This is a genomic window from Bradyrhizobium sp. USDA 4449 (assembly GCF_054056275.1).
The window spans coordinates 2851299-2874653 of the sequence record NZ_JBSRYD010000001.1; the positions used below are offsets into that span (position 1 = coordinate 2851299).

Here is a 23355-nt window from a genome sequence, read left to right on the forward strand (position 1 = left end):
TTCCTCGTATTTGCTACGGGCCATTCGCCATTCGCCCGCAAAGGTGTTTCCGATGCTCGAAGTTAAAGACATCAACCTGTTCTACGGCGCGGCGCAGGCGCTGCGCGGCGTCTCGATTGCGGCTGAGCCCGGCAAGGTGACTTGCGTGCTCGGGCGGAACGGCGTCGGCAAGACCTCGCTGCTCCGCGCCATGGTCGGGCAATACCCGATCTCATCGGGCGCCATCGTGTTCGACGGCGGCGATATCACCGGCCTCAAGCCCTATGAGCGGGCGCGCAAGGGCATCGGATTCGTGCCGCAGGGCCGCGAGATCTTTCCGTTGCTGACGGTCGAGGAAAACCTCAAGACCGGCTTCGGCCCGCTCAAGCGCCAGGACAAGCATATCCCGGACGACGTGTTCTCGCTGTTCCCGGTGCTGGAATCCATGCTCGGCCGTCGCGGCGGCGATCTGTCGGGCGGCCAGCAGCAGCAGCTGGCGATCGGGCGCGCGCTGGTGATGCGGCCGAAATTGTTGCTCCTCGACGAGCCGACCGAGGGCATCCAGCCCTCCATCATCAAGGACATCGGCCGCGCCATCTCATACTTGCGCAATCTCGGCAACATCGCCATCGTGCTGGTCGAACAATATCTCGACTTTGCCTGCGAACTCGGTGACAGTTTCGCGGTGATGGATCGCGGCGCGGTGAAATTCACCTGCGACCGCTCCAATCTCGACCGAAGCGAGATCAGCCGCCAGATGGCGCTGTAAGCCGGGACATTGTAGGCTGGAAAAATCCTGCCGCGGCCGGCTGGGGGAGACGGATGCGCAGCGACGCCTTGGTGAGTTCTTTGGCGACATCTTCGGTGTTCGAAGCCAACCGTGCGCGCGGCGCGGTCCACTTCGACGTGTACGCCCGCGACGGCGTGACGCGGCGCGGCGCGTTGCATGAATCCGGCTCGCTCCGCGTGCGCTTTCCCTCGCCCGAGGACGATGGCCTGTCTGGCGTGTTCGTCAACACGGCCGGCGGCGTTGCCGGCGGCGACCGCTTCGACATCGAGATCGCGGCCACTGACGCCGCGCGCTTGACGCTGACGACGGCGGCCGCGGAAAAGGTCTATCGCGCGCCGGGGGCGGCGGCGCAGCTCAACATTTCCTTGAAGGTCGCTGCAGGCGCGCACCTCGGCTGGCTGCCCCAGGAGACCATCCTGTTCAACCGTGCCCGGGTTCATCGCCGCTTCGAGATCGAGCTCGATGAGGCCGCCTCGCTGCTGCTTTGTGAAATCGTCGTATTCGGCCGCACCGCCATGGGCGAGCGCATGGAGCACGGCGAGTTCGTCGATCGCTGGCGGTTGCGCCGCGGCGGCAGGCTGGTGTTCGCCGAGACCATCAGGCTCGACGGCGATATCGGCGCAAAACTGGTTCGATCCGCGGTCGCCAAGGGTGGTGCTGCAATAGGCACCGCGTTGATCGCTCCCGGCGACGAGGCGCTGATCGGGCGCATCCGCGAAGCGTCGGACTCCTTCTCCGGGGAGGTCGGGATATCGGCCTGGAATGGCTTTGCATTGGCGCGGTTCTGTGCCCAAGATGCGGCGCGTTTGCGCGCCGACATGATGGCCGTGCTGGCGCGCACCGGTGCCGCGCTGCCGCGGTTGTGGCTGAATTGAAGTGTTGAACGGAAGAGATTCTTCATGAACCTGTCTCCCCGCGAAAAGGACAAGCTTCTGATCTCGATGGCGGCCATCGTGGCACGCCGCAGGCTGGACCGCGGAGTCAAGCTCAACCATCCCGAGGCGATCGCGATTATCTCCGACTTCATCCTCGAAGGTGCGCGCGACGGCCGCACGGTCGCCGAGTTGATGCAGTCAGGCGCCCAGGTGCTGACCCGCGACCAGGTGATGCCCGGCATCCCCGAGATGATCCACGACATCCAGGTCGAGGCGACGTTCCCTGACGGGACGAAGCTCGTCACCGTGCACGAACCGATCCGATAGGAGCGAAGCATGATTCCCGGCGAACTCTTCATCCAGGACGGCGAGATCGAGCTCAATGCCGGTCGCAAAACCGTGACGTTGACGGTGGCCAACACCGGTGATCGTCCGATCCAGGTCGGCTCGCATTACCACTTCTTCGAGACCAATCCCGCGCTGAAATTCGATCGCAAGAAGTCCCGCGGCATGCGCCTCGACATCGCCGCCGGCACCGCCGTCCGCTTCGAACCCGGCCAGACCCGCGAGGTCCAGCTCGTCGCGCTCGCCGGCAAGAAGACGATCTACGGTTTCCGTGGTGAGGTCATGGGGAAGCTGTGACGTAAGCCGAGATGAGTGCCGTGATCTGCAGCGAGGTGAGCACGTCGGTCGGGCTCCCTCCCTCCTTGCGGGGGAGGGTTGGCGAGAGGGCTATGCCGCACGACAAAATCCCTCGGTTTCGAAGAACCCGCGCCAAGCAATTGCGCCGGGAGATGACGCGCGCCGAGACGTTGCTGGGGCGTCACCTCAAAGCGCATCGCATGGAGGAGAGTTGAACCATGCTCTCACCGGTCCGCCTTGTCTCCGAAGCTGCCGAACTTGCTGCGCATCGCCACAATGGCATGGCGCGGAAGGGACGCGGCAGTGAGCCCTATATCAATCATCTTGCCGAGGTGGCCAACCTACTCGCCACCGCGACCGATGGTGTCGACGCCGAGATCGTCGCGGCGGGTTGGCTGCACGACTCGATCGAGGATACCGATACCACGCGCGCGGAGCTTGCGCAGACGTTCTCTGAGCGCGTCGCTTCGCTTGTCGTCGAGTGCACCGACGACATGAGCCTGCCGAAGGCCGAACGGCGGCGGAAGCAGATCGAGGACGCTCCGCACAAATCTTCCGGCGCAAAGCTCATCAAGATTGCCGACAAGATCAGCAATATCGGCTCCCGCATTCGGTCCGATCCGAGCGCCGATGAGCGCGACGACCTTGCCGACTACACCGGTTGGGCCGAGCAGGTTGTCGCCGGCTGCCGCGGCGGTAACGCCTGGCTCGATACGAAATTCGACGATGCTGTGAAAGCAGCGAGGGCTTTGCTGTGACCAGCCAACAGTTCAATCGCAAACGGGGCTTGTGATGTCCGTCAAAATGAAGCGTTCCGTCTATGCCGACATGTTCGGCCCGACCATCGGCGACAGGGTGCGTCTCGCCGACACCGATCTCATCATCGAGGTGGAGAAGGATTTCACCACCTACGGCGAGGAGGTGAAGTTCGGCGGCGGCAAGGTGATCCGCGACGGCATGGGGCAGTCGCAGGTGACCAACAAGCAGGGTGCTGCCGACACCGTCATCACCAATGCGCTGATCGTCGACCACTGGGGCATCGTCAAAGCCGACGTCGCCATCAAGGATGGCATGATCTCCGCGATCGGAAAGGCCGGCAATCCCGACATCCAGCCGGGCGTGACGATCATCATCGGCCCTGGTACCGATGTGATCGCGGGCGAGGGAAAGATACTCACCGCCGGCGGCTTCGACAGCCACATCCATTTCATCTGCCCGCAGCAGATCGAGCATGCGCTGATGTCCGGCGTCACCTCGATGCTCGGAGGCGGCACCGGCCCCTCGCACGGCACCTTCGCCACCACCTGCACGCCCGGGCCATGGCATATCGCGCGGATGATCCAGTCGTTCGACGCCTTCCCGGTCAATCTCGGCATCTCCGGCAAGGGCAATGCCTCGCGGCCCGCAGCCCTGGTCGAGATGATCAAGGCCGGCGCCTGTGCGTTGAAGCTGCACGAGGATTGGGGTACCACGCCGGCCGCGATCGACAACTGCCTGTCGGTGGCTGATGACCACGACATTCAGGTCATGCTGCATTCCGACACGCTGAACGAATCCGGCTTCGTCGAGGACACCATCAAGGCGTTCAAGGGACGCACCATTCATGCGTTCCACACCGAAGGCGCCGGCGGCGGGCACGCTCCTGACATCATCAAGGTCGCCGGTCTGAAGAACGTGCTGCCATCCTCGACCAATCCGACGCGGCCGTTCACACGCAACACCATCGATGAGCATCTCGACATGCTGATGGTGTGCCACCACCTCGATCCCTCGATCGCGGAAGATCTGGCGTTCGCCGAAAGCCGCATCCGCAAGGAGACCATCGCGGCCGAGGACATCCTGCATGATCTCGGCGCGCTCTCGATGATGTCGTCGGACTCCCAGGCGATGGGCCGGCTCGGCGAGGTCATCATCCGGACCTGGCAGACTGCCGACAAGATGAAGAAGCAGCGCGGATCGCTGCCGCAGGACAAGGGCAAGGACAACGACAATTTCCGCGTCAAGCGCTACATCGCCAAGTACACGATCAACCCGGCGATCGCGCACGGCGTATCAAAGCTGATCGGCTCGGTGGAAAAGGGCAAGCTTGCCGATCTCGTGCTGTGGTCGCCCGCCTTCTTCGGCGTCAAGCCTGACTGCATCGTCAAGGGCGGCACGATCGTCGCGGCACCCATGGGCGATCCCAACGCCTCGATCCCGACGCCACAGCCGGTGCATTACCAGCCGATGTTCGGCGCCTTCGGCAAGGCGCGCACGGCGTCCTCCGTGGTGTTCACCTCGAAGGCCGCGATCACCGGCGGTCTCGCGCGAAAGCTCGGCATCGAGAAGAAGCTCTATGCGGTCCAGAACACCCGCAAGATCTCCAAGAAGAGCATGATCCACAACGACGCCACGCCTGACATCGAGGTCGATCCGGAGACCTACGAGGTGCGCGCCGACGGCGAGCTGCTCACCTGTCCACCCGCCGAGGTGCTGCCGATGGCGCAGCGATATTTCATGTACTGAAATAGCGCTCAACGCATGTCCCCGGCGCATGTCGCACTGCGTGTCCGGGGGCGGCTTTTCCGGTTTTGCGTTCGATCCCGGCTGGTCTAATGTCCCGCCCGGTTATCGTAACCCAGAAGAAAAGCCGGGAGGATTTCTCGTGATCTACGTCGTCGCCACCCTGACCATCAAGCCCGAAACGCGCGCCGAATTCATTGCAGCCGCCACCGCCTGCATCAGGGAGACGCGGAAAGAGCCGGGCAATATCGCCTACGATCTGCATGAGAGCGTCACCGATCCCGCCAAGATGGTGTTCGTCGAGCAGTGGGAAAGCGCGGAGGCGCTGGTGCCGCATCGCGGCCAGGAGCACATGAAGACGTTCGGCCGTGTCGCGGTGAAGTGCTTTACGGCGCCGCCGAAGATCGAGGTGATCACGCCAGAGAAGGTCGAGACGAGGTAACAACGCATGATCCGGGCGACGCAGGTTAGGGGACAGCACCGCTTCACGGAAACGCCGGCGGATACGGTCGTGCTCGATTTCGACGATCGGCACCGCCGTCGCATGGCCATGACGGGCACACGGGGGCTCGAATTCCTGCTTGACCTGGAGAATGCGGTCGCGCTGCGCGGCGGCGATGCGCTGGTGCTGGACGACGGAAGGTTGGTCGAAGTGGTCGCGGCGCCTGAGCCGCTGCTGGAGATCCGCGGCCACGACCCGCACCATCTCATCCGTGTCGGCTGGCATCTCGGCAACCGTCATCTGCCGACGCAGATCATGGCCAAGAGCCTGCGCATCCGCCGCGACCACGTCATTGAGGCGATGGTGAAGGGCCTTGGTGCCCGCGTCGTCGAGATCGAGGCGCCGTTCGATCCCGAAGGGGGCGCCTACGCCGAGGCCAGCCATGTGCACGGTCACGACCACCATGCACACGACGATCACGGCCATCATCGCCATGATCATCATCATGATCGCGCCGCGCATGACCATGGGCATGATCACCACCATCACCACGACGGGCATTGCGACCATCCCGACCATCACCACGGCCACAAGCATGCTCATGACCACAAATGAGCCCGTCAGTGCCGCCGACCTCGCAGAGCGCGAGGCGGCGGCGCTATATCGGCTTATGACATGGTTGTCGCCGGCGTTTCCCGTCGGCGGTTTTTCCTATTCGAGCGGTATCGAGTGGGCGGTCGAAGCAGGTGATATCACCGATCTCGCAACACTCGCCGACTGGCTCGATGCCATGCTGGGGGACGGCTCGGGCTTTTGCGATGCGACGTTCCTGGTTCAAGCCTATCGTGCCGCAGAGGCCGGCGAAGACGCGGCTCTGAGCGACGTCGCCGAGCTCGCCGCCGCTTTCGTGCCGTCGCGCGAGCGCCAGCTCGAGACGACCTCGCAAGGGCGCGCCTTCATCGACATCTCCCGGTCCGCGTGGGATGCCGAGGGCCTTGCCGCCATGGTCGCGGCATGCCGCACGCCTCCGGTCTATCCCGTCGCCGTGGGGGTCGTCGCGGCGCTGCATGGCGTGCCGCTGGCGCCGACGTTGCACGCCTTCCTGCATGCGCTGGTCTCGAACTGGATTTCCGCGGCGAGCAGGCTCGTTCCGCTCGGCCAGACTGACAGCCAGCGTGTGCTGGTGAAGTTGGAAGCCGCTGTGGCAGCGACCGCCAATCGGGCGCTGAACGCGACGCTGGACGATCTCGGCAGCGCAACCTTCCGCGCCGATCTCGCCAGCCTGCGGCACGAGACGCAATATACACGGCTGTTTCGCTCGTGAGCGGTGCGGCCTTCACTGACCAAGAGAGAGCAAGCCATATGTCGAAATCTCACGGCCCCCTGCGTGTCGGCGTCGGCGGCCCCGTTGGATCGGGCAAGACCGCGCTGATGGACCTGCTTTGCAAGACCATGCGTGAGCGCTACGACATCGCCGCGATCACCAACGACATCTACACCAAATGGGATGCGGAATTCCTGGTGCGCTCAGGCTCGCTGACGCCGGACCGCATCGCCGGCGTCGAGACCGGCGGCTGCCCGCATACCGCGATCCGCGAAGATGCATCGATGAATCTCGCAGCGGTCGCGGACATGCGCGCCAAGTTTCCGGGGCTGGATCTCGTACTGATCGAATCCGGCGGCGATAACCTCGCTGCCACTTTTTCCCCAGAGCTTGCCGACCTCACGATCTACGTGATCGACGTTGCCGCCGGCGACAAGATCCCGTCCAAAGGCGGCCCAGGCATCACCCGTTCCGATCTCCTGGTCATCAACAAGACCGACCTCGCGCCCCATGTCGGTGCCTCCCTCGAGAAGATGGACACCGACGCCAGGCGCATGCGCGGCGAGCGCCCCTTCGTCATGACCAATCTGAAGAAGAGCGAGGGTCTCGACCGGATCGTCGGCTTCATCGAAACCAAGGGTGGGTTGAAACGGGCGGGCTGACGGGCCGCGGCGACGTCGCGCAGGTCTATTCCGCCGTTAACCTATGAGGCAAAGCGGGCCGGACGGAACCAATTTCCGACACGGCGATTGTCTACCTTCGGTGCCCGGAGAAAAGCCGCTATTGGCCGGATCATCGGCCGGGCGGATTAAGCTTTTTGGGCGACCCAAGTTGCGTACAGATGCCTCCTCCGTCATTATCTCCGCCACTGGGCTCACCCTGTTTCGGCACATGGCCGTTCGAACGGCGTTGATATGCTCCGTGTTTATTGCCGACCTCCTGCCTTCGCCTGAGTAGTCGCGTGGTCCGGTTGGGTTTCATCATCGGCTTTATCGCTCTGCTCGGAGCTCTGCTCTCCGGGCTTGCAGCCTATCGCGTCCACGACCAGGAGCTGGCGCTGGATCGGATTGCGCTCGCGCGTGCGATCGACGTTCATGCCAGCCTCGTCCAGGACCGGTCAACGGAACGAGAGCTGCTGGCACGTGTCGCCTCAGGCCTGTTCCGCGCGCCATCGGTGCTGAAGCCAAATATGCTGGAGCCGCTGCGCTCGGCGATCTACGCCTTCAAGACCGATTTCGTGGTGGCCGGCTGGGTCGCCCGGCTGCGGCCCAGCGAGCTCGCCGCGGCACGAGCTGCTATTGCGGCCGCCGGCTTCCCGAATCCCGAGATACGCGACTACAGCGACAAGCCGATCGATCCGGCAAGCCTGACGCAGCCGATCGACGTGCTGATGGACCTGGAGCCACGCAGCGACGAGACCAAAGCGCTGCCTGGGCGCAGTTATGATGACGACCCGGTTCGCAATGCAATGCTCGCGCGCGCCAGGGTCGAGAAGCGGTCGGTCGCCTCCGACCCCGTGCCGCTCTTGCGCGACAACGGACCGATCGGCGTGATCGTAGCTGCCCCGGTCATTCCTGAAGGTGCCACCGAGCCGGTCGGCTTCATCACGTTTTCCTACGAGCTCGCCTCGCTGATGCTGACCAATGATGACCTGTCGCTATTCTCGGTCGCACTGAAGGATCCGCGCAAGGAGGGCAGCGAGCTGGTTGCCAACGACCAGGGTGTCGTCTCCACCCGCATGACGACGCCTGACGGGCCGGCGCCGTCCGCGATACGCAACGTCAGCTTCGGCGGCCGCGACTGGCAGCTCGGCTATTACGCCAAGACCAATTCGGCGCGGCGGGCCGAGCAGACCGCGATCATCGTGGCGGCGATCGGCTTCGCCATCACCGCGATGGTGTGTGGCCTGTTCGGTTACGTCGCCTACAACAATCTGCGGCTCAGCCGCGAAATCCAGGTGCGGATCGGCTTCGAGCGGCGGCTGACGGCCGTCATCGACGAGCTGAATCACCGCGTCAAGAACATCCTTGCGGTGATCCAGTCGATCGTGACGCGCACGCTGCGCCACGGCTCGGACATCGACGTCGCGCGTGAGCTCCTGATCGGCCGTATCCACGCCATGTCCAACGTGGTGTCGCTGCTCAGCGAGAGCCAATGGCAAGGCGTCAAACTGAAAGGCCTGTTCGAAGCTCGCGCCATCCCGCATGCCGAGCGTATCGCCGTCAGCGGCCCTGACATCGCGGTCAGCGCGCGCGCCGCGCAGAGCCTGTCGCTGCTGTTCTTCGAGCTTGCCTCGCACTCGGACGAAGGCCTGTCGTTGGTCGGCAAGCATCCGCACATCACCGCGAACTGGACGGTGACGGGTGAGGAGCCCGAGGCGGTGTTTCATTTCCGCTGGGAGGAGTTCAACACCAGCGAGGCGACGCGGCGGCCGGATTCGGATTTCGGCTTGATCCTGCTCGATCGCGTCGCGCCCGAAGCGCTCGGCGGCACCGCCAAGCGCTATTTCACCGACGTCTCCTATGTCTACGAGCTGACCGCGCCGATGGAGACGGTCGTCGACATGACCGAACGCGACCGCACGGAAAAGCTCTCGCAGCCGGTGCAGCCGGTGCGGTAGACCATGCCGCTCAGCTCGGGGTCGATCGCGCGGCGATGGCGGTAATCTCGAGTTTGACGTTTGGACCGAGATCGGCCACGCCGACGGCGGCACGCGCCGGCAAATGAACTTCCGCAAAGTGCGCCTTCCAGGCCGCATTGAACGCAGCCTTCTCGCTGAGATCGGTCATGAAGATGGTCACTTGCAACACGTTGGCCAGGTCGGATCCGAGAGCCTGGAGCAAACGCGATAGCTGGCCAAGCACATCGTTCGCCTGACCCGACATGTCCAGGCTGGTGTCCTCGGGGACGATGCCGCCGATATAGAGCACGCCTCCATGCTCGACCACTTCGTGGAGTAAACCTTCGTACGGCAAGATGCGCTTGATCATGATGACAACGATGCTCCTGTCGAATGTGGCATGAGATAGGGTCGCGTCGAGCACCAGGCCTAGGCCTTGGGCCGCAACACAAGATCGACCAGATGACGCGCGTAGGCCGGGGTGATCGGCGCGATGCCGAAGATGTAACGGTAGAACAAGCTGCCATAGATCGCGTCGTAGAGATCTTCTGGCGGAGCCTCGGCCAGAATGCTGCCGTCGCGCTGGCCGGCGCCGATCATCTCGACCAGTGCGCCGCGGCGGAATTGCAGATACCGGGCATAGAACAGTTCGGCCGAGCCCGTCTTGGAAATGCATTCGGATATGACCGCGAGCTGGACCTTGCCGAATTCACCTTGCAAAGCTTCGGCATAGGCCGCGGCGTGGCGACGCGCGCGCGCCGCTGCCGTGCCTGCGCTCACCGGCGGCAGCGGAAGCATCTGGGCGGCGTGATGCAGGAAGGCGTCGATCAGGAGCGCCTCTCGCGACGGCCACCATTTGTAGATCGTCATCTTGGAGACGTTGGAGTGGCGTGCGACCGCATCGATCGTGGTTGCGGCAAGGCCGGTCGCGGCCATCAGGGCGTATGCGCTTTCGAGGATGGCGTTGGCGGTCTCGATCGAGCGTGGCCGGCCGCGCCGGGGCGCACCCTCGGCTGCTTCAGACGTGCCTTTCGCCATGACCAAGCCGGTCTCCTTGCAACGAACCGCCGTTCCCGCGGCCGCTCCGTCCCGCATAGCGCAGCTGCGGCGCCCGGCCTAGCGAAATCGCGTCGCCGCCGCGCCTAGGCCCGCTGGCGCAAGGCCGCCGGTTCGTCCTGCCGCTTCGACCAGGAAATATAGTAAGCCACCGCCGTCATCGCCGCGAATCCGGCAAGGCTCACCCCGATCTGCATCACGACCAGATTGGCACCGGTGATCAGGATGAGGTGGCCGGCGAAGGACAGGAAAACGCCGATGCAGAACACCGCGAGCCATTCCTCGCCGCATTTGGTCACCATCTGGAGTGACTTCCGTTGCAGCCACGGATGGTCGGGCGGAACGAGATGGGTTGCGATGAAGGCCAGCGCAAGGAAATGGATCACGCGATAGGGTGCGAGGTATTCCTTGTCGGTCGCAGAGATGCCATCGCGCACGATTTCCGGCAAATAGGCTGATAGCGCCGGCGAATGGCGCATCAGGGTGATGGCCATCGCCAGCACGAGATAGGCGCCGGCCGCGATGCGGAGCCAGGACATTTTGTGTAGGCTCTGGCCTGAGACGCCGGTGACGGCGAACCAGCCGCCCAGCACCATCAGCATTTGCCAGCACAGCGGGTTAAAGGTCCATTCCAGGTCGGGATAGGCGTGAAAATTCCAGCCGAACCAGCGTGCGGCGAGATATAGCGCGACCGATGCTGCGAGAGTGAGGTTAGGGCCGCGCAGCAGTCCCCACAGCACGAAAGGGAAGAACGCCATCAGCGGAATCATCAGCTGAAGCAGGTCGAGGTTGAGCGGTTCTTCCTGAAGCACCAGTCCCTGGACCAGGGTCCGGAGCGGATGCTCGAGAATGCCGGAGATGTTGTAATCGCTGATGATCTCCGGTGCCATCGATTGCGAAGCGACATAGGCGATGGTGTCGATGTAGATCACGAACAGCACGACATAGGCGGCATAGAGCCGCCAGACGCGGCGGAAGACGCGCGTCGCCGCGACGACATAACCGCGCTCCAGCGCCATCCTGCCGTGGATGATGGCAACGCCGTAGCCTACCACGAACACGAACAGGTCGGCTGCGCCGCTAAAGCCGAAGTTGCGCAGCGTCAGCAGGTTCACGACATTGTTCGGGATGTGGTCGACGAATACCGACCAGTTGGCAATGCCGAGCGTCAAATAGAGCCTGGCGTCGTGCTGAAATGCGGCAAGGTTCGCCTTGACGGACGGTTTCATTGCGGAAAATAGCTTCTAGAATCAGGGGCGATGCTTTTAGCGGCAACCACCTGCTTGTCCGAGTAGCGTTTGCGTGAAGCAAGGCGGATTGGCCAGGCTTGATGAAGAATTGCGCAGAACAGCGCAATGGAATTCCAGCCGGCCGCTGGTTGAGGTCAGGGGCGCAACTTTATTAACGCGGACCTGGCCTCACTCGGCCGGCTCGGCCGAAGGCTCGTCTGCCGCTCCGGCGCGGCTTGCCATGATTCCAAGCGCGACCCCGCCGACTGCCAGGATCGGCAACAGCCGCTTGACTCCGATGGCGCGCACGATCTGCAAGCCGGTGGCCAGCAGCATGGGATCGGCAAGCATGCTCGGAGCCGCCTTGGCGGCGCGTTCGGCAGCGATGCGCGCGCGAGCCCGCACCTCCCGCTTGTAGCCCCAATAGCTTCCCGCTGCGGCGATCGTCAGCAGGAAGAAGACGCCCGCCCCCGCGAGGCAGGCCTGCACGGGGCCGTATTTTTCGAGAACCGAGATGAAGGCTGCCGCGCAAAGGAAGCAAGTGGTGACGAAGAGCGCGAGCGCTGCACCCGCCGCCAGCGAGGCCAGCCGAACGGTCGTGCCCGTCGATGCGCTGATGCCGTCGATGATGCGCTGAAACACGGCCTTACTCCTCAGATCCCCACAGCCAATTCATCACCGGCAGGTCACGGCGGCACAGGCCGTCGTGACCGTAAAACCCATCGCGGCGCGTTACCGGCGCCAGGCGAACCCGATCAGGAAGCCGATGCCGAGCGCAACACCGACGGTCGCGAGTGGCCGTTGCGTGATGGCCTCTTCCAGCGTCTCCTCGATCGAGCCGTAGGCATCCTGCGCCGCGTCCATCATCGCACTGCCGCGCTCCGAGAAGTCGTCGAGCGTCGAATCCATGTTCTCGCGCGCCTGCTTGTACCCGCGGCGGGCTTGCTTGCCCGAAGCGTTGGCGAACGTGTTGAGTGCGTCGGTGATCTGGTCGGTGAGGGCGGCGATATCGCTTTTCACGGCTGCTACATCCTTCTCGAGACGTTCTGCGGTGGCTTTGTCGGTCCAGTCTCGCATCCCGGTTTCGCCATTGGTCATAGAGGGGCTCCAAAACTCGCATCGGCGAAGATAGCCGGAAAACGCCCCGTCTTCGGGGAAGTTCCCTTCGCACCAGCCATCACGCCTCCGGAAGCTGCGGCGAATTCTCGGGCAACAGATGCTCCTTCAGGATCAGCCCGACGATCAGCAGCGGAGATGACAGGAACGAGCCCATCGGGCCCCATAGCCAGGTCCAGAAGGCGAGTGCGATGAACACCGCGAGCGCATTCAGGGCCAGCCTCCGGCCGATGATGGTGGGCGTAACGAAGTGCCCTTCCAGGAAAGTGATGCCGGCGAAGGCGATCGCCGCGGCCAGGCCGCCGCCGATGGTTGGGAAGGCGACCAGCCCTACCACGGCCAGCACGGCGAACATTGCAACCGGCCCGATGATCGGGATGAAGTTGAGGGTGGCCGCAAGCGCGCCGAGGCCGGCCGGATTTGGCATGCGGGTCACTGCGCAGACCAGGCCTGCCGCAATGCCCACGCCGATATTGATGATCGTCACCGTCAGCAGATAATTGCCGAGATGGACTTCGATCTCGTTGAGGATCCGCAACGTGCGCAGCCGCGCGTCGCGTTCGCCGAAGGTCATGATCAAGGCCCGCCGCAGGTCGCGCCAGCTCGCGATGAACAGGATCAGGGTGGCGAAGAACAGCAGGAATTCGGCGAAAGTCGGCGACAGGAATTCGAGCGTCGGCTGCACCCAATCGAACTTGGGAATCTGCAGGCTCGGCAAGCCCTCGGAGCCGCCGACCATGCTTTGCAGTTCACGCCACAGCGCGAGCGGCCGATCGAACACGTGCAGCTTGTCCTTGAGCTGCGCAGCGAGTTCAGGCAAGCGCGAGCTCCATTCCATGACCGGTGCCGCAATCAGCGCGACGACGAAAGCGACCATCGCGGTCACAGCGACCACGATGAGTACCGCCCCGAGGGCTCGCGGTACCCTTTGCTTTTCCAGGAAGGTCGCGGCCGGCGACAGCATGGTACCGGCGACCACGGCCATTACGACCGGCAGGAAGAACGCCTTGGCGACATAGAGCACCGCGACGACGGCGATCAGAAGCAAACCGGCAAGCGCAAACGCGACGAACTCGGTACGCCGGATCACCGGTGGGAGTTCGCTATGGCTCTCGGGAAGCGGGGCACCTTCGCCGTCGCCGGAAATCAGTCGTTCACTGGGAAGGACGCGCACAATATCTCTCCCCGCACGGAAGGCTTCCGGGCGCCCATTGACGACGAGAAAACGCGTGAGGAGTGCCGCGGTTCCATCGCGCCTTCGTGAAGCCGTGCTCGCTTGACCGTGACGCGGCTGCCTCACGCGGCGGCGGAACTTGCATCAGCGCTGCTGCGTTTACGGGACAGCAGCATCACCCAGATGCATACATCCAACGGGGCAGCACATGACAAAGTTCTCTGTCGTCCGTCGCAGCTTTTCGCCGCGAATCATCACCGCTTGTGCTTTTACGACAGCTTTGCTGACGGTGCCGTTCGCGGCTCAGGCGCAAACGCTCGGCTATGCGCCGATGCAGCCGCAGACATATTCGCAGGACCAGATCTATTCGCAGGGCTCCACGAACGAGGCGCCGCAGCCTGCGGACGAGGATGCGGCGCTGCCGGATCGGCTCCGGCGGCAGATCGTAAGCTTCGACCGTAACGAGCCGGCCGGCACCATCGTCATCGATACCGCCAACACCTATCTCTATTTCGTCCTCGGCAACGGCCGCGCGATGCGCTACGGCGTCGGTGTGGGGCGCGAGGGGTTCACCTGGTCGGGCGTGCAGAGCATCAGCCGCAAGGCGGAGTGGCCGGATTGGCATCCGCCGGCCGAGATGATCGCGCGCCAGCCTTATCTGCCCCGCTTCGTCGCCGGCGGCCCCGGCAACCCGCTTGGCGCGCGCGCGATGTATCTCGGCTCCAGCGAATACCGCATCCACGGCACCAACGATCCCACGACGATCGGCAAGTTCGTCTCCTCCGGTTGCATCCGCCTCACCAATGAGGACGTCAGCGATCTCTTCAACCGCGTCGGCGTCGGCACGAAGGTTGTCGTGTTGCCGAAGAACGCACCACTGATGGCGCGCGGGGCCGATCCCGCCCGCAAGCGGCCGGCGGTGTCGACGCTGCACGCGGGGCGCCAGGCGCTGAACATCCCGGCGTCGTCGGTGGACTAAGGGTTGCGTGAGGTCAGATGATGAAACGTTCGACCAGCAAGTCGGCTTGCGCAACGGCCGCGTTCGTCGCGGTCGCTTCCCTGGGCCTTGCTCTGACGCCTTCCGCGCATGCAGAGGATTTCTTCTCGGCGCTGTTCGGTGGCTTCCACATGCGGCCGCCGCCTGAGATCCGCGTGCCGTTCCAGAACGACGACATGCCACGCTACGAAGCGCCGCGCCAGCGCGCGTCCTATGGCGGCGGCACCGCTTATTGCGTACGCGGCTGCGACGGCCGTTACTTCCCCGCGCAAGGCAACGACGCCGAGAGCAAGGCGCAATCCTGCAAGAGCTTCTGCCCCGCGTCAGAGACCTCGCTGGTCTACGGCAGCGATATCGACGATGCCACGACGGACAAGGGCAAATCCTATTCCGACCTGCCCAACGCCTTCCGCTATCGCAATGAGATCGTCGCGGGCTGCACGTGCAACGGCAGGGACCCGGTCGGGCTCGCCCAGGTCAAGATCGAGGACGATCCGACCCTGCGCAAAGGCGACATCGTTGCAGGTGCCAACGGCCTCGTCGTAGCCAATCGCAACGCCAATGATCGCCGCGGCGTCGCAATGAATTTCTCGCCATTGCCGGACAGGATGCGCGCCAAATTCCACCAGGTGCCGGTGGTGGCGAAGGAGTAGGAATTTTACGCCGCGCGGATCTTGCCGAGAAAATCGCTGACCTGATTGCCGAGCTGAAGGCTCTGGGTCTCCAGCATTTCGGCGGCCTGCTTGACATTGTCGGCGGCGCCGGCTGCGGTGTCGGCGTCGGTCTTCACGCCGGTGATGTTGTCGGAAACTTTCTTCGTGCCCTGCGCCGCGTATTGCGTGCTGCGGGTGATCTCCTGCGTGGCTGCGCCCTGCTCCTGCACGGCGGCCGCAATCGCGGTGGCGACCTCGTTGACTTCGCCGATGATGCCCCCAATCGCCTGGATCGCGTCGATGGCGTCGCCGGCAACCTTCTGGATGTCGGCGATCTGCTCCGAGATATCCTCGGTCGCCTTCGCGGTCTGGCTGGCCAGCGTTTTGACCTCGGAGGCGACGACCGCAAAACCGCGGCCCGCTTCGCCGGCGCGGGCGGCCTCGATCGTCGCGTTGAGCGCGAGCAGATTGGTCTGTGCCGCGATGGTGTTGATGAGGCCGACGACCTCGCCGATGCGACCGGCGGATCGGGCAAGTCCTTGCACCGTGCCATCGGTCTGCTCCGCCTGAGCCACGGCCCGGCTGGCGATGCCCGCGGCATGTGCCGCCTGTTGGCTGATGTCGCTGATGGAGCAGCTCAGCTCCTCGGACGCAGCAGCGACGCTGTCGACGCTCAGGGAGGCGTCTTCGGCCGCCTTTTCAGCGGACCGAACCCGATCATTGGTCTGCCGCGACACTGCCGAGAGATCGGATGAGGTTTTCCGCATTTCGCCGGAGGCTTCACTCAGCTCCTCGAGTGCCTTGCGCACGAGCCCCTCGAATTCGCCGATGTGGATCTCCATGGCACGCTGACGGCCCGCGGCCGCGGCATTGCGCTCGCGATCCTTGGCTTCGATCTTCAGCTTGTCGGCGGCCTGCTGCTTGAACGTCTCCAGCGCGCCTGCCAGCGCGCCGATCTCATCCATCCTGTCTTCGTATCCCGTCTCGACGGAAAGGTCGCCACCCGCAACCTTCAACATGGCGTCGCGCATGTCGTGCAACGGCTTGATGACGCGCCGGCTCACGGCCAGCATCGGACCAACGGCGAGGCAGATGGCGAGGAGAACCAGCGCCAATTGCAGGATCAGGGCGTGCAGAGCCGAAGCGCGCTGGGCGGAGATGTGTTCGCGGGCCGCATCAAGCGCTGCCTCGGCCACACCGACCGCGGCGACCAGCCGCGCGACGCTGAACGGGCTCCATTCGTTGGCTACCATCTCGGGCTTTTCGCCCGATGCCAGTGCGTTCATCAGGCGATCGCGCAGGTCCACATATTGCGGGTCGAAATATGCGCTCTTGTTCTTGGTGATTGCGTCCGATAGCGCCGCCGGCAACTGCATGCCGCCGGTGGTGACCTCCAGCGCATGCCAGGCGGCCTCTACGCCTCCGACCAGCCTGATGTAGGATAGTCGTATTTCCGGGGTGACCTTTCCCGTACCGAGACCGTTGGAAACGAGAATTGAAGCGTCGCCCGCAGTGTTGCGAAGCAGCCATGCTGCCTGCTTGATGATCAGCAACTGATCGACCGCTGCGTCCTGATGGTTGATGGAGGCGGCGAGAATTCCAGACAACTTGTCGAGCAATACGACCAGTCCGGTTTCGGTATCCATGTATTCCTTGCCGAGAGCGACGCGGCGCGCGGCCTTGGGTTTCGCAATCTCCTGCCAGAATTGCTTCTGCATGCTCACGAGAGCGCGGAACAGTCGGTCGAACTCGGAGAGCAGCGCCGGCTTCTCGGCAAATTCGATGCTGCCGAGCAGATCGCGTGCCCTGACCATTGCGGGCATCTCGACGTCGTGCAGATCGCGCAGGTATTTTTCGATCGCCGGATCCAGCGATTGGTCGTTGTGAATCACGCGGTTCGAGGTGGAACGGTCGGCGCGCATCCGATCCATCGCCTTGAACATGTCGGCGGATGCGTCAGCGATGACGGCAATGCGGTTGGCGATCTGGAGACGTTGCCAGGAATCCCAGGCGATGAGCAAGGCTCCGACGACCACGCAGCAGGAAGTGGTCAGGATCACGCTTCTCAGCAGTGCGGATACCGTCAAGCGGTTCAACATGGCGCCCATCCCCAGCAATCATGAACTCCACCAGCGCCCCGAGTTCGAACGGGACGCGCAAAGCGGGCATTTGCGCGTCGCTCGGCGGCAGTCTCCGGGGCATTTGGCCACAAAAGAGTAAAAAACTTGGTCGCGACCGGAGGATTACGGCTTCGCGTCCGGTTTCAAAAATGGAACCCGACGCGAAGCCTCGACGTTAAGCCACGTTACCAACTGGCCTGAAGGGGGTTGCAAATGCTGGTCGGCGTCCTCGTCACATTCCTGGTCGTCATTCTCGTTCTTTATCTCATTAACATGCTGCCGATGGACGGCCGCGCCAAGCAGATCGCGCGCGTCATCGTCATCATCATCGGCATCGTGTCCCTGCTGAAATATCTCGCGGTGTTCTAGCTACGATTGCCGACAAAAAAAGCCCCGGCCTGAGCCGGGGCCTCTGATGTTCGAACAGGGGCCTCAGCCCGCCGCTTTCGCCTCGCGGCGGCGCGCGGTGAGGATGTATTCGGTATAGCCGTTCGGCTGCTCGCGGCCTTTGAAGACGAGGTCGCAGGCGGCCTTGAAGGCGACGCCGTCGAAGGCCGGCGCCATCGGCTTGTAGATCGGATCGCCGGCGTTCTGCTTGTCGACGACGACAGCCATGCGCTTGAGCGATTCCATCACCTGCGCCTCGGTGATGACGCCCTGATGCAGCCAGTTGGCGAGGTGCTGACTGGAGATGCGCAATGTCGCGCGGTCTTCCATCAGGCCGACATCGTGAATGTCAGGCACCTTGGAGCAGCCGACGCCCTGGTCGATCCAGCGCACGACGTAGCCCAGAATGCCCTGGCAGTTGTTGTCGATCTCCTGCTTGACGTCATCGGGCGCCCAGTTCGACTTCGACACCGGAATGGTGAGAATGTCCGAGAGCTTTGCGCGCGGCCCGCCCTTGGTCAGCTCCTGCTGGCGTGCGATGACGTTGACCTGGTGGTAGTGCAGCGCGTGCAGCGTCGCCGCGGTCGGCGAGGGGACCCAGGCGGTTGTGGCGCCGGCCTGCGGATGGCTAAGCTTCTGCTGCAGCATGTCGGCCATCTTGTCGGGGGCGGCCCACATGCCCTTGCCGATCTGGGCATGGCCGGGAAGGCCGTCGATCAGGCCCATGTCGACGTTCCAGTCCTCATAGGCCTTGATCCAGGCCTGCGCCTTCATCTCGTTCTTGCGGATCATCGGACCCGCTTCCATCGAGGTGTGGATCTCGTCGCCGGTGCGGTCGAGGAAGCCGGTGTTGATGAACATGATGCGCTTCGAGGCGCGCTGGATGCAGGCCTTGAGGTTGACGGTGGTGCGCCGCTCCTCGTCCATGATGCCGACCTTGAGCGTGTTCTCAGGCAGGCCCAGCATCTTCTCGACGCCATCGAAGATCTCGCAGGTGAACGAGACCTCGTCCGGGCCGTGCATCTTCGGCTTGACGATATAGGCCGAGCCGGTGCGGCTGTTCTTGACCTTGGAGTTGCCCTTGAGGTCGTGGATCGCGAGCAGGCCGGAGACGGCGGCGTCGAGTAGCCCTTCCGGCACTTCCTCGCCGTTCTCGTCGAGCACCGCGTCGGTGAACATGTGGTGACCGCAATTGCGCATCAACAGCAGGCTGCGGCCGTGCAGCTTCACTTCGCCCTTGCCGTCAGGCGTCTTGTAGCTGCGGTCGGCGTTGAGCGATCGCGTCAGCGTCCTGCCGCCTTTTTCGAAGTCGGCCGACAGCGTGCCGTTCATCAGGCCGAGTGTATTGCGATAGACCAGCACCTTGTCCTCGGCATCGACGGCGGCGACCGAGTCTTCCATGTCGAGGATGGTCGACACGGCTGATTCCATGATCATGTCGGCGACGCCGGCCGGGTCGTCCTTGCCGATCGCGCTGCTGCGGTCGATCTTCACTTCGACATGCAAGCCGTTGTTGACGAGCAGCACGGCGCTCGGCGCGGCCGCATCGCCCTGGAAACCGGCGAATTGCGCGGCGCTCTTCAGCGCGGTGGCGTTGCCGCTCTTCAGCTTCACGGCGAGCTGGCCCGCGACGACGCTATAGGCGGTGACGTCGGTGTGGCTGCCGGTCGCCAGCGGCACGGCGGCGTCGAGGAACGCTTTTGCTTTCGCGATCACCTTGTCGCCGCGGGCCTTGTTGTAGCCCTTGCCACCCTCGGTTGGGTCATGCGGGATTGCGTCGGTGCCGTAGAAGGCGTCATAAAGCGAGCCCCAGCGCGCATTTGCCGCGTTCAGCGCATAACGTGCATTGGTGAGCGGCACGACGAGCTGCGGGCCGCAGATCTTGCCGATCTCCTCATCCACATTGGCGGTCTCGACCTTCTGTGTCGCCGGCTCCGGAACGAGATAGCCGATCTCCTTCAGGAAGGCGGTGTAGGCGTTGAGGTCGAATGCCTTGCCTTTGTGGGCCCGGTGCCAGTCGTCGATCTTGGCCTGCAGCTGATCACGGACAGCGAGCAGCGACCGGTTCTTCGGCCCCAACTCCCTGATGAGGCCCGCCACCCCGGCCCAGAACGCATCCGGCGCGATCCCGGTTTTCGGGGCGGCTTCCTTGGCGATGAAATCGAAAAGGACCGGGGCGATCTTCAATCCGTGGGCGTCAACGCGTTTCATGATGGTCTTTCTTGTTGGAAATGGCTGTTTTTGGCTGCTTTTGACCGCCAGCAGCAAAATGCGCCCGCGAGAGGCGGCTTTCGGGACCTATTAGCCCCAAAATCGGGGCGGTGAGAAGACCCCCGGCGGATTGTCAAAATGTCAAGGAGAGGTGGAGTGCCGCGCAACCTGTCATTCCCCGCGAAAGCGGGGAATCCAGCACGGCACGGCATCCCCGTATCCCAATGCTGTCTCTGGAACGTTGGGTCGCCCGGTCAAGCCGGGCGACGACCGCTGGGGTAGGACCGCCTCAAATATTCGCGGCGAGGTCCACGACTTCGTCGAACAGTACGCCCGATGTCTTCAGCATCTGTTCGATCTCATCCGCCGCTTCGGCGACTGTCCGTGTCGACGTATCGATCACGAGCTCGGCCGCTTCCGGCGCCTCGTAGTCGTTGCCGATACCGGTGAACGACGCCAGTGCACCCGCGCGGGCTTTCTTGTAGTGGCCCTTGGGGTCGCGCTCCTCGCAGATCTCGGCCGGCGTCGCGACATGGATCTCGCGGAACGCGGCGTCGGCGATGCGGCGAGCGGTGGCGCGATCCTCGCGCGCCGGGGAAACCGCGGCGACGATGGCGATATGGCCGTTCCGCGCCAGATGCGTCGCGACCTCGGCGAGACGGCGGATGTTCTCACTGCGATCGGCGGCAGAGAAGCCGAGATCGCCGTTGAGCCCGGCCCGCAGCGTGTCGCCGTCGAGCAGGATCGGCGAGCCGCCATTGGTGAACAGCCGCCGCTCCAGCGCCTTCGCCAGGGTCGACTTGCCGGAGGCCGGCAGGCCGGTGAGCCAGACGACCGCGCCGTTGTGTTGATAGCGCGCGGAGCGTTCGTCGGGACGGAGTGCGGATTCTACCGGAACGATGTCGACCGGCACGGCGCGCTGCCCGGCATCGACCGACAGCACCAGGCCGCCGCCGGCGATGCGCCCTGACACCTCGATCACGAGGCGGCCGGTGCGCGGATTCTCGGTGTAGGGATCGGCTGCAATCGGATTGGACAGGGAGATATCGATCTCGCCGACATGATTACGGCCGATCGCCTTGTTCTCGCGGCTCTCGAGCTCGCCGGGATCGACGGCCTTTTCGATGGCCACCACGGTGGCCCGGCTTTCCTTCGGCCCCGAGCGGACCAGGATCTGGTCGCCCTTGGCGAGCGGCTTGTCGTGCAGCCAGAAGATGCGCGCGCGGAGCCGCCGCGTCTCGCGCGGGGCAGCGTCGGTGTGTGCGATGATGTCGCCGCGCTCGATGAACAATTCCCGGTCGAGCGTGATGCCGACCGACCGGCCGGCGCCCTGGCGCGTTGCGACCGGCGTCACCGGCCAGCTCTCGACCGTCTTGATCTTGGCGATCTTGCCGGCCGGCATGATCACGATCTCGTCGCCGGCAATCAGGCTGCCGGATTCGATGCGGCCGGCGACGATGCGGCGATCGTCGAACTTGTAGATCGCCTGCACCGGCAGCCGCAGCGCCAAGGCTTCCAGCGGTCGCGCCGGCTCGAGCCGATCGAGCGCTTCAACCACGGTCGGTCCCTTGTACCAGCCGATGCGGTCGGTGCGCTCGGCGACGCCGTCGCCGTCGCGCGCGGAGATCGGGATCACGGCGGCCGGCGTCACGCCGAGGCCGTTGAGATGCGCCGAAATCTCGTCGCTGATCTCCTTGAAGCGATCGGCGCTGAAATCGACGCGGTCCATCTTGTTGACCACGACAGCGACCTGCTTCACACCGAGCAGATGCAGGAGATAGCCGTGACGCCGGGTCTGGTCGCGCACGCCTTCGAGTGCGTCGATGATCAGCACCGCGCCGTCGGCCTGCGACGCACCGGTGATCATGTTGCGCAGGAATTCGGCGTGGCCGGGCGCGTCGATCAGCACGATGTCGCGCGAATTGGTGCGAAAGCGGATCTGCGTGGTGTCGATGGTGATGCCCTGGTCGCGCTCGGTCTGGAGCGCATCGAGCAGGAACGACCATTCGAACGGCATGCCGCGCCGCGCGCTGACGGCCTTCAGCATTTCCAGCTTGCCGTCCGGCAGGCTGCCGGTCTCATGCAGGAGGCGGCCGACCAGCGTCGACTTGCCGTGGTCGACATGGCCGACGATGACGATGCGGACCTGCGGACGCGTGGTCCCGTTGGGCGTAGCGGACGAAGAGGGGGTGACGATCATGTTCATGGCCGTGATGCGTCCTTGAATCAGAGATAGCCGGCGACGCGCAGGCGCTCGAAAGCATCCTCGGTCTCGTGGTCGAGCGCACGGCCGGCACGCTCCGGCACCTTGGTCTGCTCGAGTTCGGCCAGGATCTCGTCGATGCTGGATGCTGTTGAAGCAACCGGATTGGTGATGTCCTGATCACCCAGCGAGCGATAGCGCTTGCCGTCCTTGGCGAGATACAGCGGGATGATCGGGATGTTCTCACGCTTGGTATAGGCCCAGATGTCCGCCTCGGTCCAATGCAGGATCGGGTGAATGCGCAAATGCGCCCCCTGCGGCGGCGATGCGTTGAAATGATCCCAGAACTCCGGCGGCTGATCGCGGACGTCCCAATTGCCTTCGAGGCCGCGCGGCGAGAACACGCGCTCCTTGGCGCGGGTGGCTTCCTCGTCGCGTCGAATGCCGGCAATCAGGCCGTCGAAGCCGTATTTCGCCAGCGCCATCTTGAGACCTTCGGTCTTGCGCGCGGCGGAACGGGCGGCCGGGGGCAGCGTGGGGTCGACGGCATCGATGGGCGGGCAGGGCTCGACGCGCAGGTCGAGCTCCCACTCCTTGCCGTAATGATCGCGAAAGCGATACATCTCCGGAAATTTCTTGCCGGTGTCGACATGAAGGGCCGGGAATGGCAGGCGCCCGAAGAACGCCTTGCGCGCCAGCCAGATCATGACGTTGGAGTCCTTGCCGAGCGACCACAGCAGGGCGATCTTCTTCAGACGGCCGAAGGCCTCGCGGAAGATGTAGATGCTCTGCGCCTCAAGCTGATCGAGATGGTCCATGCTGGGTGCGGCATCAGCAGAAAAATCTTGCGCGTTCACGCGCTCGACGAGAGCCGGGTTGTCCAGCCTGTCCGCAGCGGAATTGTCCTTGAGAAGATGCATCTCTGCCACTTTGCGTTTGGAGGCGAAAATTCTATAGTTGCACCGCAGAAGAGAAGAAAAAATTTTCTCTTTGCGCGCTCGAAACGACACATATATAGAAAATAATTCCAGTCAA

Annotated in this window: 24 protein-coding genes; 14 read left to right on the plus strand and 10 right to left on the minus strand. The window is 63.9% G+C overall.

Annotation, left to right across the window (positions count from 1 at the left end):
* The first annotated feature begins 52 nt into the window (after positions 1–52).
* The 11 genes from urtE (at position 53) to ACVIIW_RS13570 (ending at position 9174) form a co-directional block, all read left to right on the plus strand.
* Positions 53–748, plus strand: a complete 696-nt coding sequence (urtE, locus tag ACVIIW_RS13520) for an urea ABC transporter ATP-binding subunit UrtE (protein WP_456701206.1) — start codon at positions 53–55, stop codon at positions 746–748.
* A gap of 53 nt (positions 749–801) precedes the next feature.
* Positions 802–1644, plus strand: a complete 843-nt coding sequence (locus tag ACVIIW_RS13525; RefSeq protein ID WP_456701207.1) for an urease accessory protein UreD — start codon at positions 802–804, stop codon at positions 1642–1644.
* Positions 1645–1668: 24 nt separating this feature from the next.
* Positions 1669–1971 carry an urease subunit gamma gene (locus ACVIIW_RS13530; protein ID WP_007605424.1) on the plus strand — a complete coding sequence of 101 codons (303 nt, stop codon included), beginning with the start codon at positions 1669–1671 and terminating at the stop codon, positions 1969–1971.
* A gap of 9 nt (positions 1972–1980) precedes the next feature.
* On the plus strand, positions 1981–2286 hold the full coding sequence (locus ACVIIW_RS13535; RefSeq protein WP_456701208.1) for an urease subunit beta: 306 nt from the start codon (positions 1981–1983) through the stop codon (positions 2284–2286).
* 218 nt (positions 2287–2504) lie between these two features.
* Positions 2505–3044: an HD domain-containing protein gene (locus ACVIIW_RS13540; protein ID WP_456701209.1), complete on the plus strand. Its 540-nt coding sequence runs from the start codon at positions 2505–2507 to the stop codon at positions 3042–3044.
* Between the two features lie 34 nt (positions 3045–3078).
* Positions 3079–4791, plus strand: a complete 1713-nt coding sequence (gene ureC / locus ACVIIW_RS13545) for an urease subunit alpha (protein ID WP_456701210.1) — start codon at positions 3079–3081, stop codon at positions 4789–4791.
* Positions 4792–4930: 139 nt separating this feature from the next.
* Positions 4931–5230 (plus strand): putative quinol monooxygenase, encoded by a 300-nt coding sequence (locus tag ACVIIW_RS13550; RefSeq protein ID WP_456701211.1) that lies wholly within the window; start codon positions 4931–4933, stop codon positions 5228–5230.
* Between the two features lie 6 nt (positions 5231–5236).
* Positions 5237–5845 carry an urease accessory protein UreE gene (locus ACVIIW_RS13555; RefSeq protein ID WP_456701212.1) on the plus strand — a complete coding sequence of 203 codons (609 nt, stop codon included), beginning with the start codon at positions 5237–5239 and terminating at the stop codon, positions 5843–5845.
* Positions 5826–6554 carry an urease accessory protein UreF gene (locus tag ACVIIW_RS13560; protein ID WP_456705146.1) on the plus strand — a complete coding sequence of 243 codons (729 nt, stop codon included), beginning with the start codon at positions 5826–5828 and terminating at the stop codon, positions 6552–6554. Before ACVIIW_RS13555 ends, ACVIIW_RS13560 begins: the two co-directional genes overlap by 20 nt.
* Before the next feature lie 38 nt (positions 6555–6592).
* Positions 6593–7216 (plus strand): urease accessory protein UreG, encoded by a 624-nt coding sequence (gene ureG, locus ACVIIW_RS13565; RefSeq protein ID WP_456701213.1) that lies wholly within the window; start codon positions 6593–6595, stop codon positions 7214–7216.
* 299 nt (positions 7217–7515) lie between these two features.
* Positions 7516–9174, plus strand: a complete 1659-nt coding sequence (locus tag ACVIIW_RS13570) for a CHASE domain-containing protein (protein ID WP_456701214.1) — start codon at positions 7516–7518, stop codon at positions 9172–9174.
* 10 nt (positions 9175–9184) lie between these two features.
* Here the strand turns inward: ACVIIW_RS13570 and ACVIIW_RS13575 are convergent, their stop codons facing one another.
* The 6 genes from ACVIIW_RS13575 to ACVIIW_RS13600 all read right to left on the minus strand — a co-directional run bounded on the left by ACVIIW_RS13575 (position 9185) and on the right by ACVIIW_RS13600 (position 13749).
* Positions 9185–9544 carry a RidA family protein gene (locus tag ACVIIW_RS13575; RefSeq protein ID WP_456701215.1) on the minus strand — a complete coding sequence of 120 codons (360 nt, stop codon included), beginning with the start codon at positions 9542–9544 and terminating at the stop codon, positions 9185–9187.
* A gap of 59 nt (positions 9545–9603) precedes the next feature.
* A complete protein-coding gene (locus ACVIIW_RS13580; RefSeq protein WP_456705147.1) occupies positions 9604–10212 on the minus strand; it encodes a TetR/AcrR family transcriptional regulator in 609 nt (202 codons plus the stop codon).
* A gap of 104 nt (positions 10213–10316) precedes the next feature.
* The gene (locus ACVIIW_RS13585) at positions 10317–11459 is read right to left on the minus strand and encodes an OpgC domain-containing protein (RefSeq protein ID WP_456701216.1); all 1143 of its coding nucleotides are present in this window, start codon (positions 11457–11459) and stop codon (positions 10317–10319) included.
* A gap of 189 nt (positions 11460–11648) precedes the next feature.
* Positions 11649–12101, minus strand: coding sequence for a hypothetical protein (locus ACVIIW_RS13590; RefSeq protein WP_456701217.1), 453 nt, complete (start codon positions 12099–12101; stop codon positions 11649–11651).
* A gap of 90 nt (positions 12102–12191) precedes the next feature.
* Positions 12192–12557 carry a DUF883 family protein gene (locus ACVIIW_RS13595; RefSeq protein ID WP_456701218.1) on the minus strand — a complete coding sequence of 122 codons (366 nt, stop codon included), beginning with the start codon at positions 12555–12557 and terminating at the stop codon, positions 12192–12194.
* Positions 12558–12636: 79 nt separating this feature from the next.
* Entirely contained in the window at positions 12637–13749 is a 1113-nt protein-coding gene (locus tag ACVIIW_RS13600; RefSeq protein ID WP_456701219.1) for an AI-2E family transporter, read from the minus strand.
* A gap of 208 nt (positions 13750–13957) precedes the next feature.
* On the opposite strand from ACVIIW_RS13600, the gene ACVIIW_RS13605 reads away from it, so the two are divergent.
* Both ACVIIW_RS13605 and ACVIIW_RS13610 read left to right on the plus strand, forming a co-directional pair.
* Positions 13958–14728 (plus strand): L,D-transpeptidase, encoded by a 771-nt coding sequence (locus ACVIIW_RS13605; RefSeq protein WP_456701220.1) that lies wholly within the window; start codon positions 13958–13960, stop codon positions 14726–14728.
* A gap of 17 nt (positions 14729–14745) precedes the next feature.
* Complete coding sequence (locus ACVIIW_RS13610; protein WP_456701221.1) at positions 14746–15399, plus strand: DUF2865 domain-containing protein; 654 nt, start codon at positions 14746–14748, stop codon at positions 15397–15399.
* A 5-nt stretch (positions 15400–15404) separates the two neighbouring features.
* Here the strand turns inward: ACVIIW_RS13610 and ACVIIW_RS13615 are convergent, their stop codons facing one another.
* Positions 15405–17498, minus strand: a complete 2094-nt coding sequence (locus ACVIIW_RS13615; protein ID WP_456701222.1) for a methyl-accepting chemotaxis protein — start codon at positions 17496–17498, stop codon at positions 15405–15407.
* Positions 17499–17732: 234 nt separating this feature from the next.
* On the opposite strand from ACVIIW_RS13615, the gene ACVIIW_RS13620 reads away from it, so the two are divergent.
* Complete coding sequence (locus tag ACVIIW_RS13620; protein WP_008546817.1) at positions 17733–17888, plus strand: Thivi_2564 family membrane protein; 156 nt, start codon at positions 17733–17735, stop codon at positions 17886–17888.
* Positions 17889–17951: 63 nt separating this feature from the next.
* Here ACVIIW_RS13620 and ACVIIW_RS13625 read toward each other — a convergent pair whose 3' ends face one another.
* From ACVIIW_RS13625 to cysD, 3 genes are all read right to left on the minus strand, one after another.
* A complete protein-coding gene (locus ACVIIW_RS13625) occupies positions 17952–20117 on the minus strand; it encodes a malate synthase G (RefSeq protein WP_456701223.1) in 2166 nt (721 codons plus the stop codon).
* A gap of 289 nt (positions 20118–20406) precedes the next feature.
* Positions 20407–22323 (minus strand): adenylyl-sulfate kinase, encoded by a 1917-nt coding sequence (cysC, locus tag ACVIIW_RS13630; protein ID WP_456701224.1) that lies wholly within the window; start codon positions 22321–22323, stop codon positions 20407–20409.
* Between the two features lie 20 nt (positions 22324–22343).
* Entirely contained in the window at positions 22344–23138 is a 795-nt protein-coding gene (gene cysD, locus ACVIIW_RS13635) for a sulfate adenylyltransferase subunit CysD (RefSeq protein WP_456705148.1), read from the minus strand.
* Between the last annotated feature and the right edge of the window lie 217 nt (positions 23139–23355).

Coding starts and splice junctions, on each gene's coding strand:
- ACVIIW_RS13530 (WP_007605424.1), top strand. CDS start 1,669: ATGAACCTGTCTCCCCGCGAAAAGGACAAGCTTCTGATCTCGATGGCG.
- ACVIIW_RS13560 (WP_456705146.1), top strand. CDS start 5,826: ATGCTCATGACCACAAATGAGCCCGTCAGTGCCGCCGACCTCGCAGAG.
- ACVIIW_RS13540 (WP_456701209.1), top strand. CDS start 2,505: ATGCTCTCACCGGTCCGCCTTGTCTCCGAAGCTGCCGAACTTGCTGCG.
- ACVIIW_RS13585 (WP_456701216.1), bottom strand. CDS start 11,459: ATGAAACCGTCCGTCAAGGCGAACCTTGCCGCATTTCAGCACGACGCC.
- ACVIIW_RS13610 (WP_456701221.1), top strand. CDS start 14,746: ATGATGAAACGTTCGACCAGCAAGTCGGCTTGCGCAACGGCCGCGTTC.
- ureC (WP_456701210.1), top strand. CDS start 3,079: ATGTCCGTCAAAATGAAGCGTTCCGTCTATGCCGACATGTTCGGCCCG.
- ACVIIW_RS13625 (WP_456701223.1), bottom strand. CDS start 20,117: ATGAAACGCGTTGACGCCCACGGATTGAAGATCGCCCCGGTCCTTTTC.
- ACVIIW_RS13525 (WP_456701207.1), top strand. CDS start 802: ATGCGCAGCGACGCCTTGGTGAGTTCTTTGGCGACATCTTCGGTGTTC.
- ACVIIW_RS13535 (WP_456701208.1), top strand. CDS start 1,981: ATGATTCCCGGCGAACTCTTCATCCAGGACGGCGAGATCGAGCTCAAT.
- urtE (WP_456701206.1), top strand. CDS start 53: ATGCTCGAAGTTAAAGACATCAACCTGTTCTACGGCGCGGCGCAGGCG.
- cysC (WP_456701224.1), bottom strand. CDS start 22,323: ATGAACATGATCGTCACCCCCTCTTCGTCCGCTACGCCCAACGGGACC.
- ACVIIW_RS13620 (WP_008546817.1), top strand. CDS start 17,733: ATGCTGGTCGGCGTCCTCGTCACATTCCTGGTCGTCATTCTCGTTCTT.
- ACVIIW_RS13615 (WP_456701222.1), bottom strand. CDS start 17,498: ATGTTGAACCGCTTGACGGTATCCGCACTGCTGAGAAGCGTGATCCTG.
- cysD (WP_456705148.1), bottom strand. CDS start 23,138: ATGGACCATCTCGATCAGCTTGAGGCGCAGAGCATCTACATCTTCCGC.
- ureG (WP_456701213.1), top strand. CDS start 6,593: ATGTCGAAATCTCACGGCCCCCTGCGTGTCGGCGTCGGCGGCCCCGTT.
- ACVIIW_RS13605 (WP_456701220.1), top strand. CDS start 13,958: ATGACAAAGTTCTCTGTCGTCCGTCGCAGCTTTTCGCCGCGAATCATC.
- ACVIIW_RS13595 (WP_456701218.1), bottom strand. CDS start 12,557: ATGACCAATGGCGAAACCGGGATGCGAGACTGGACCGACAAAGCCACC.
- ACVIIW_RS13580 (WP_456705147.1), bottom strand. CDS start 10,212: ATGGCGAAAGGCACGTCTGAAGCAGCCGAGGGTGCGCCCCGGCGCGGC.
- ACVIIW_RS13555 (WP_456701212.1), top strand. CDS start 5,237: ATGATCCGGGCGACGCAGGTTAGGGGACAGCACCGCTTCACGGAAACG.
- ACVIIW_RS13575 (WP_456701215.1), bottom strand. CDS start 9,544: ATGATCAAGCGCATCTTGCCGTACGAAGGTTTACTCCACGAAGTGGTC.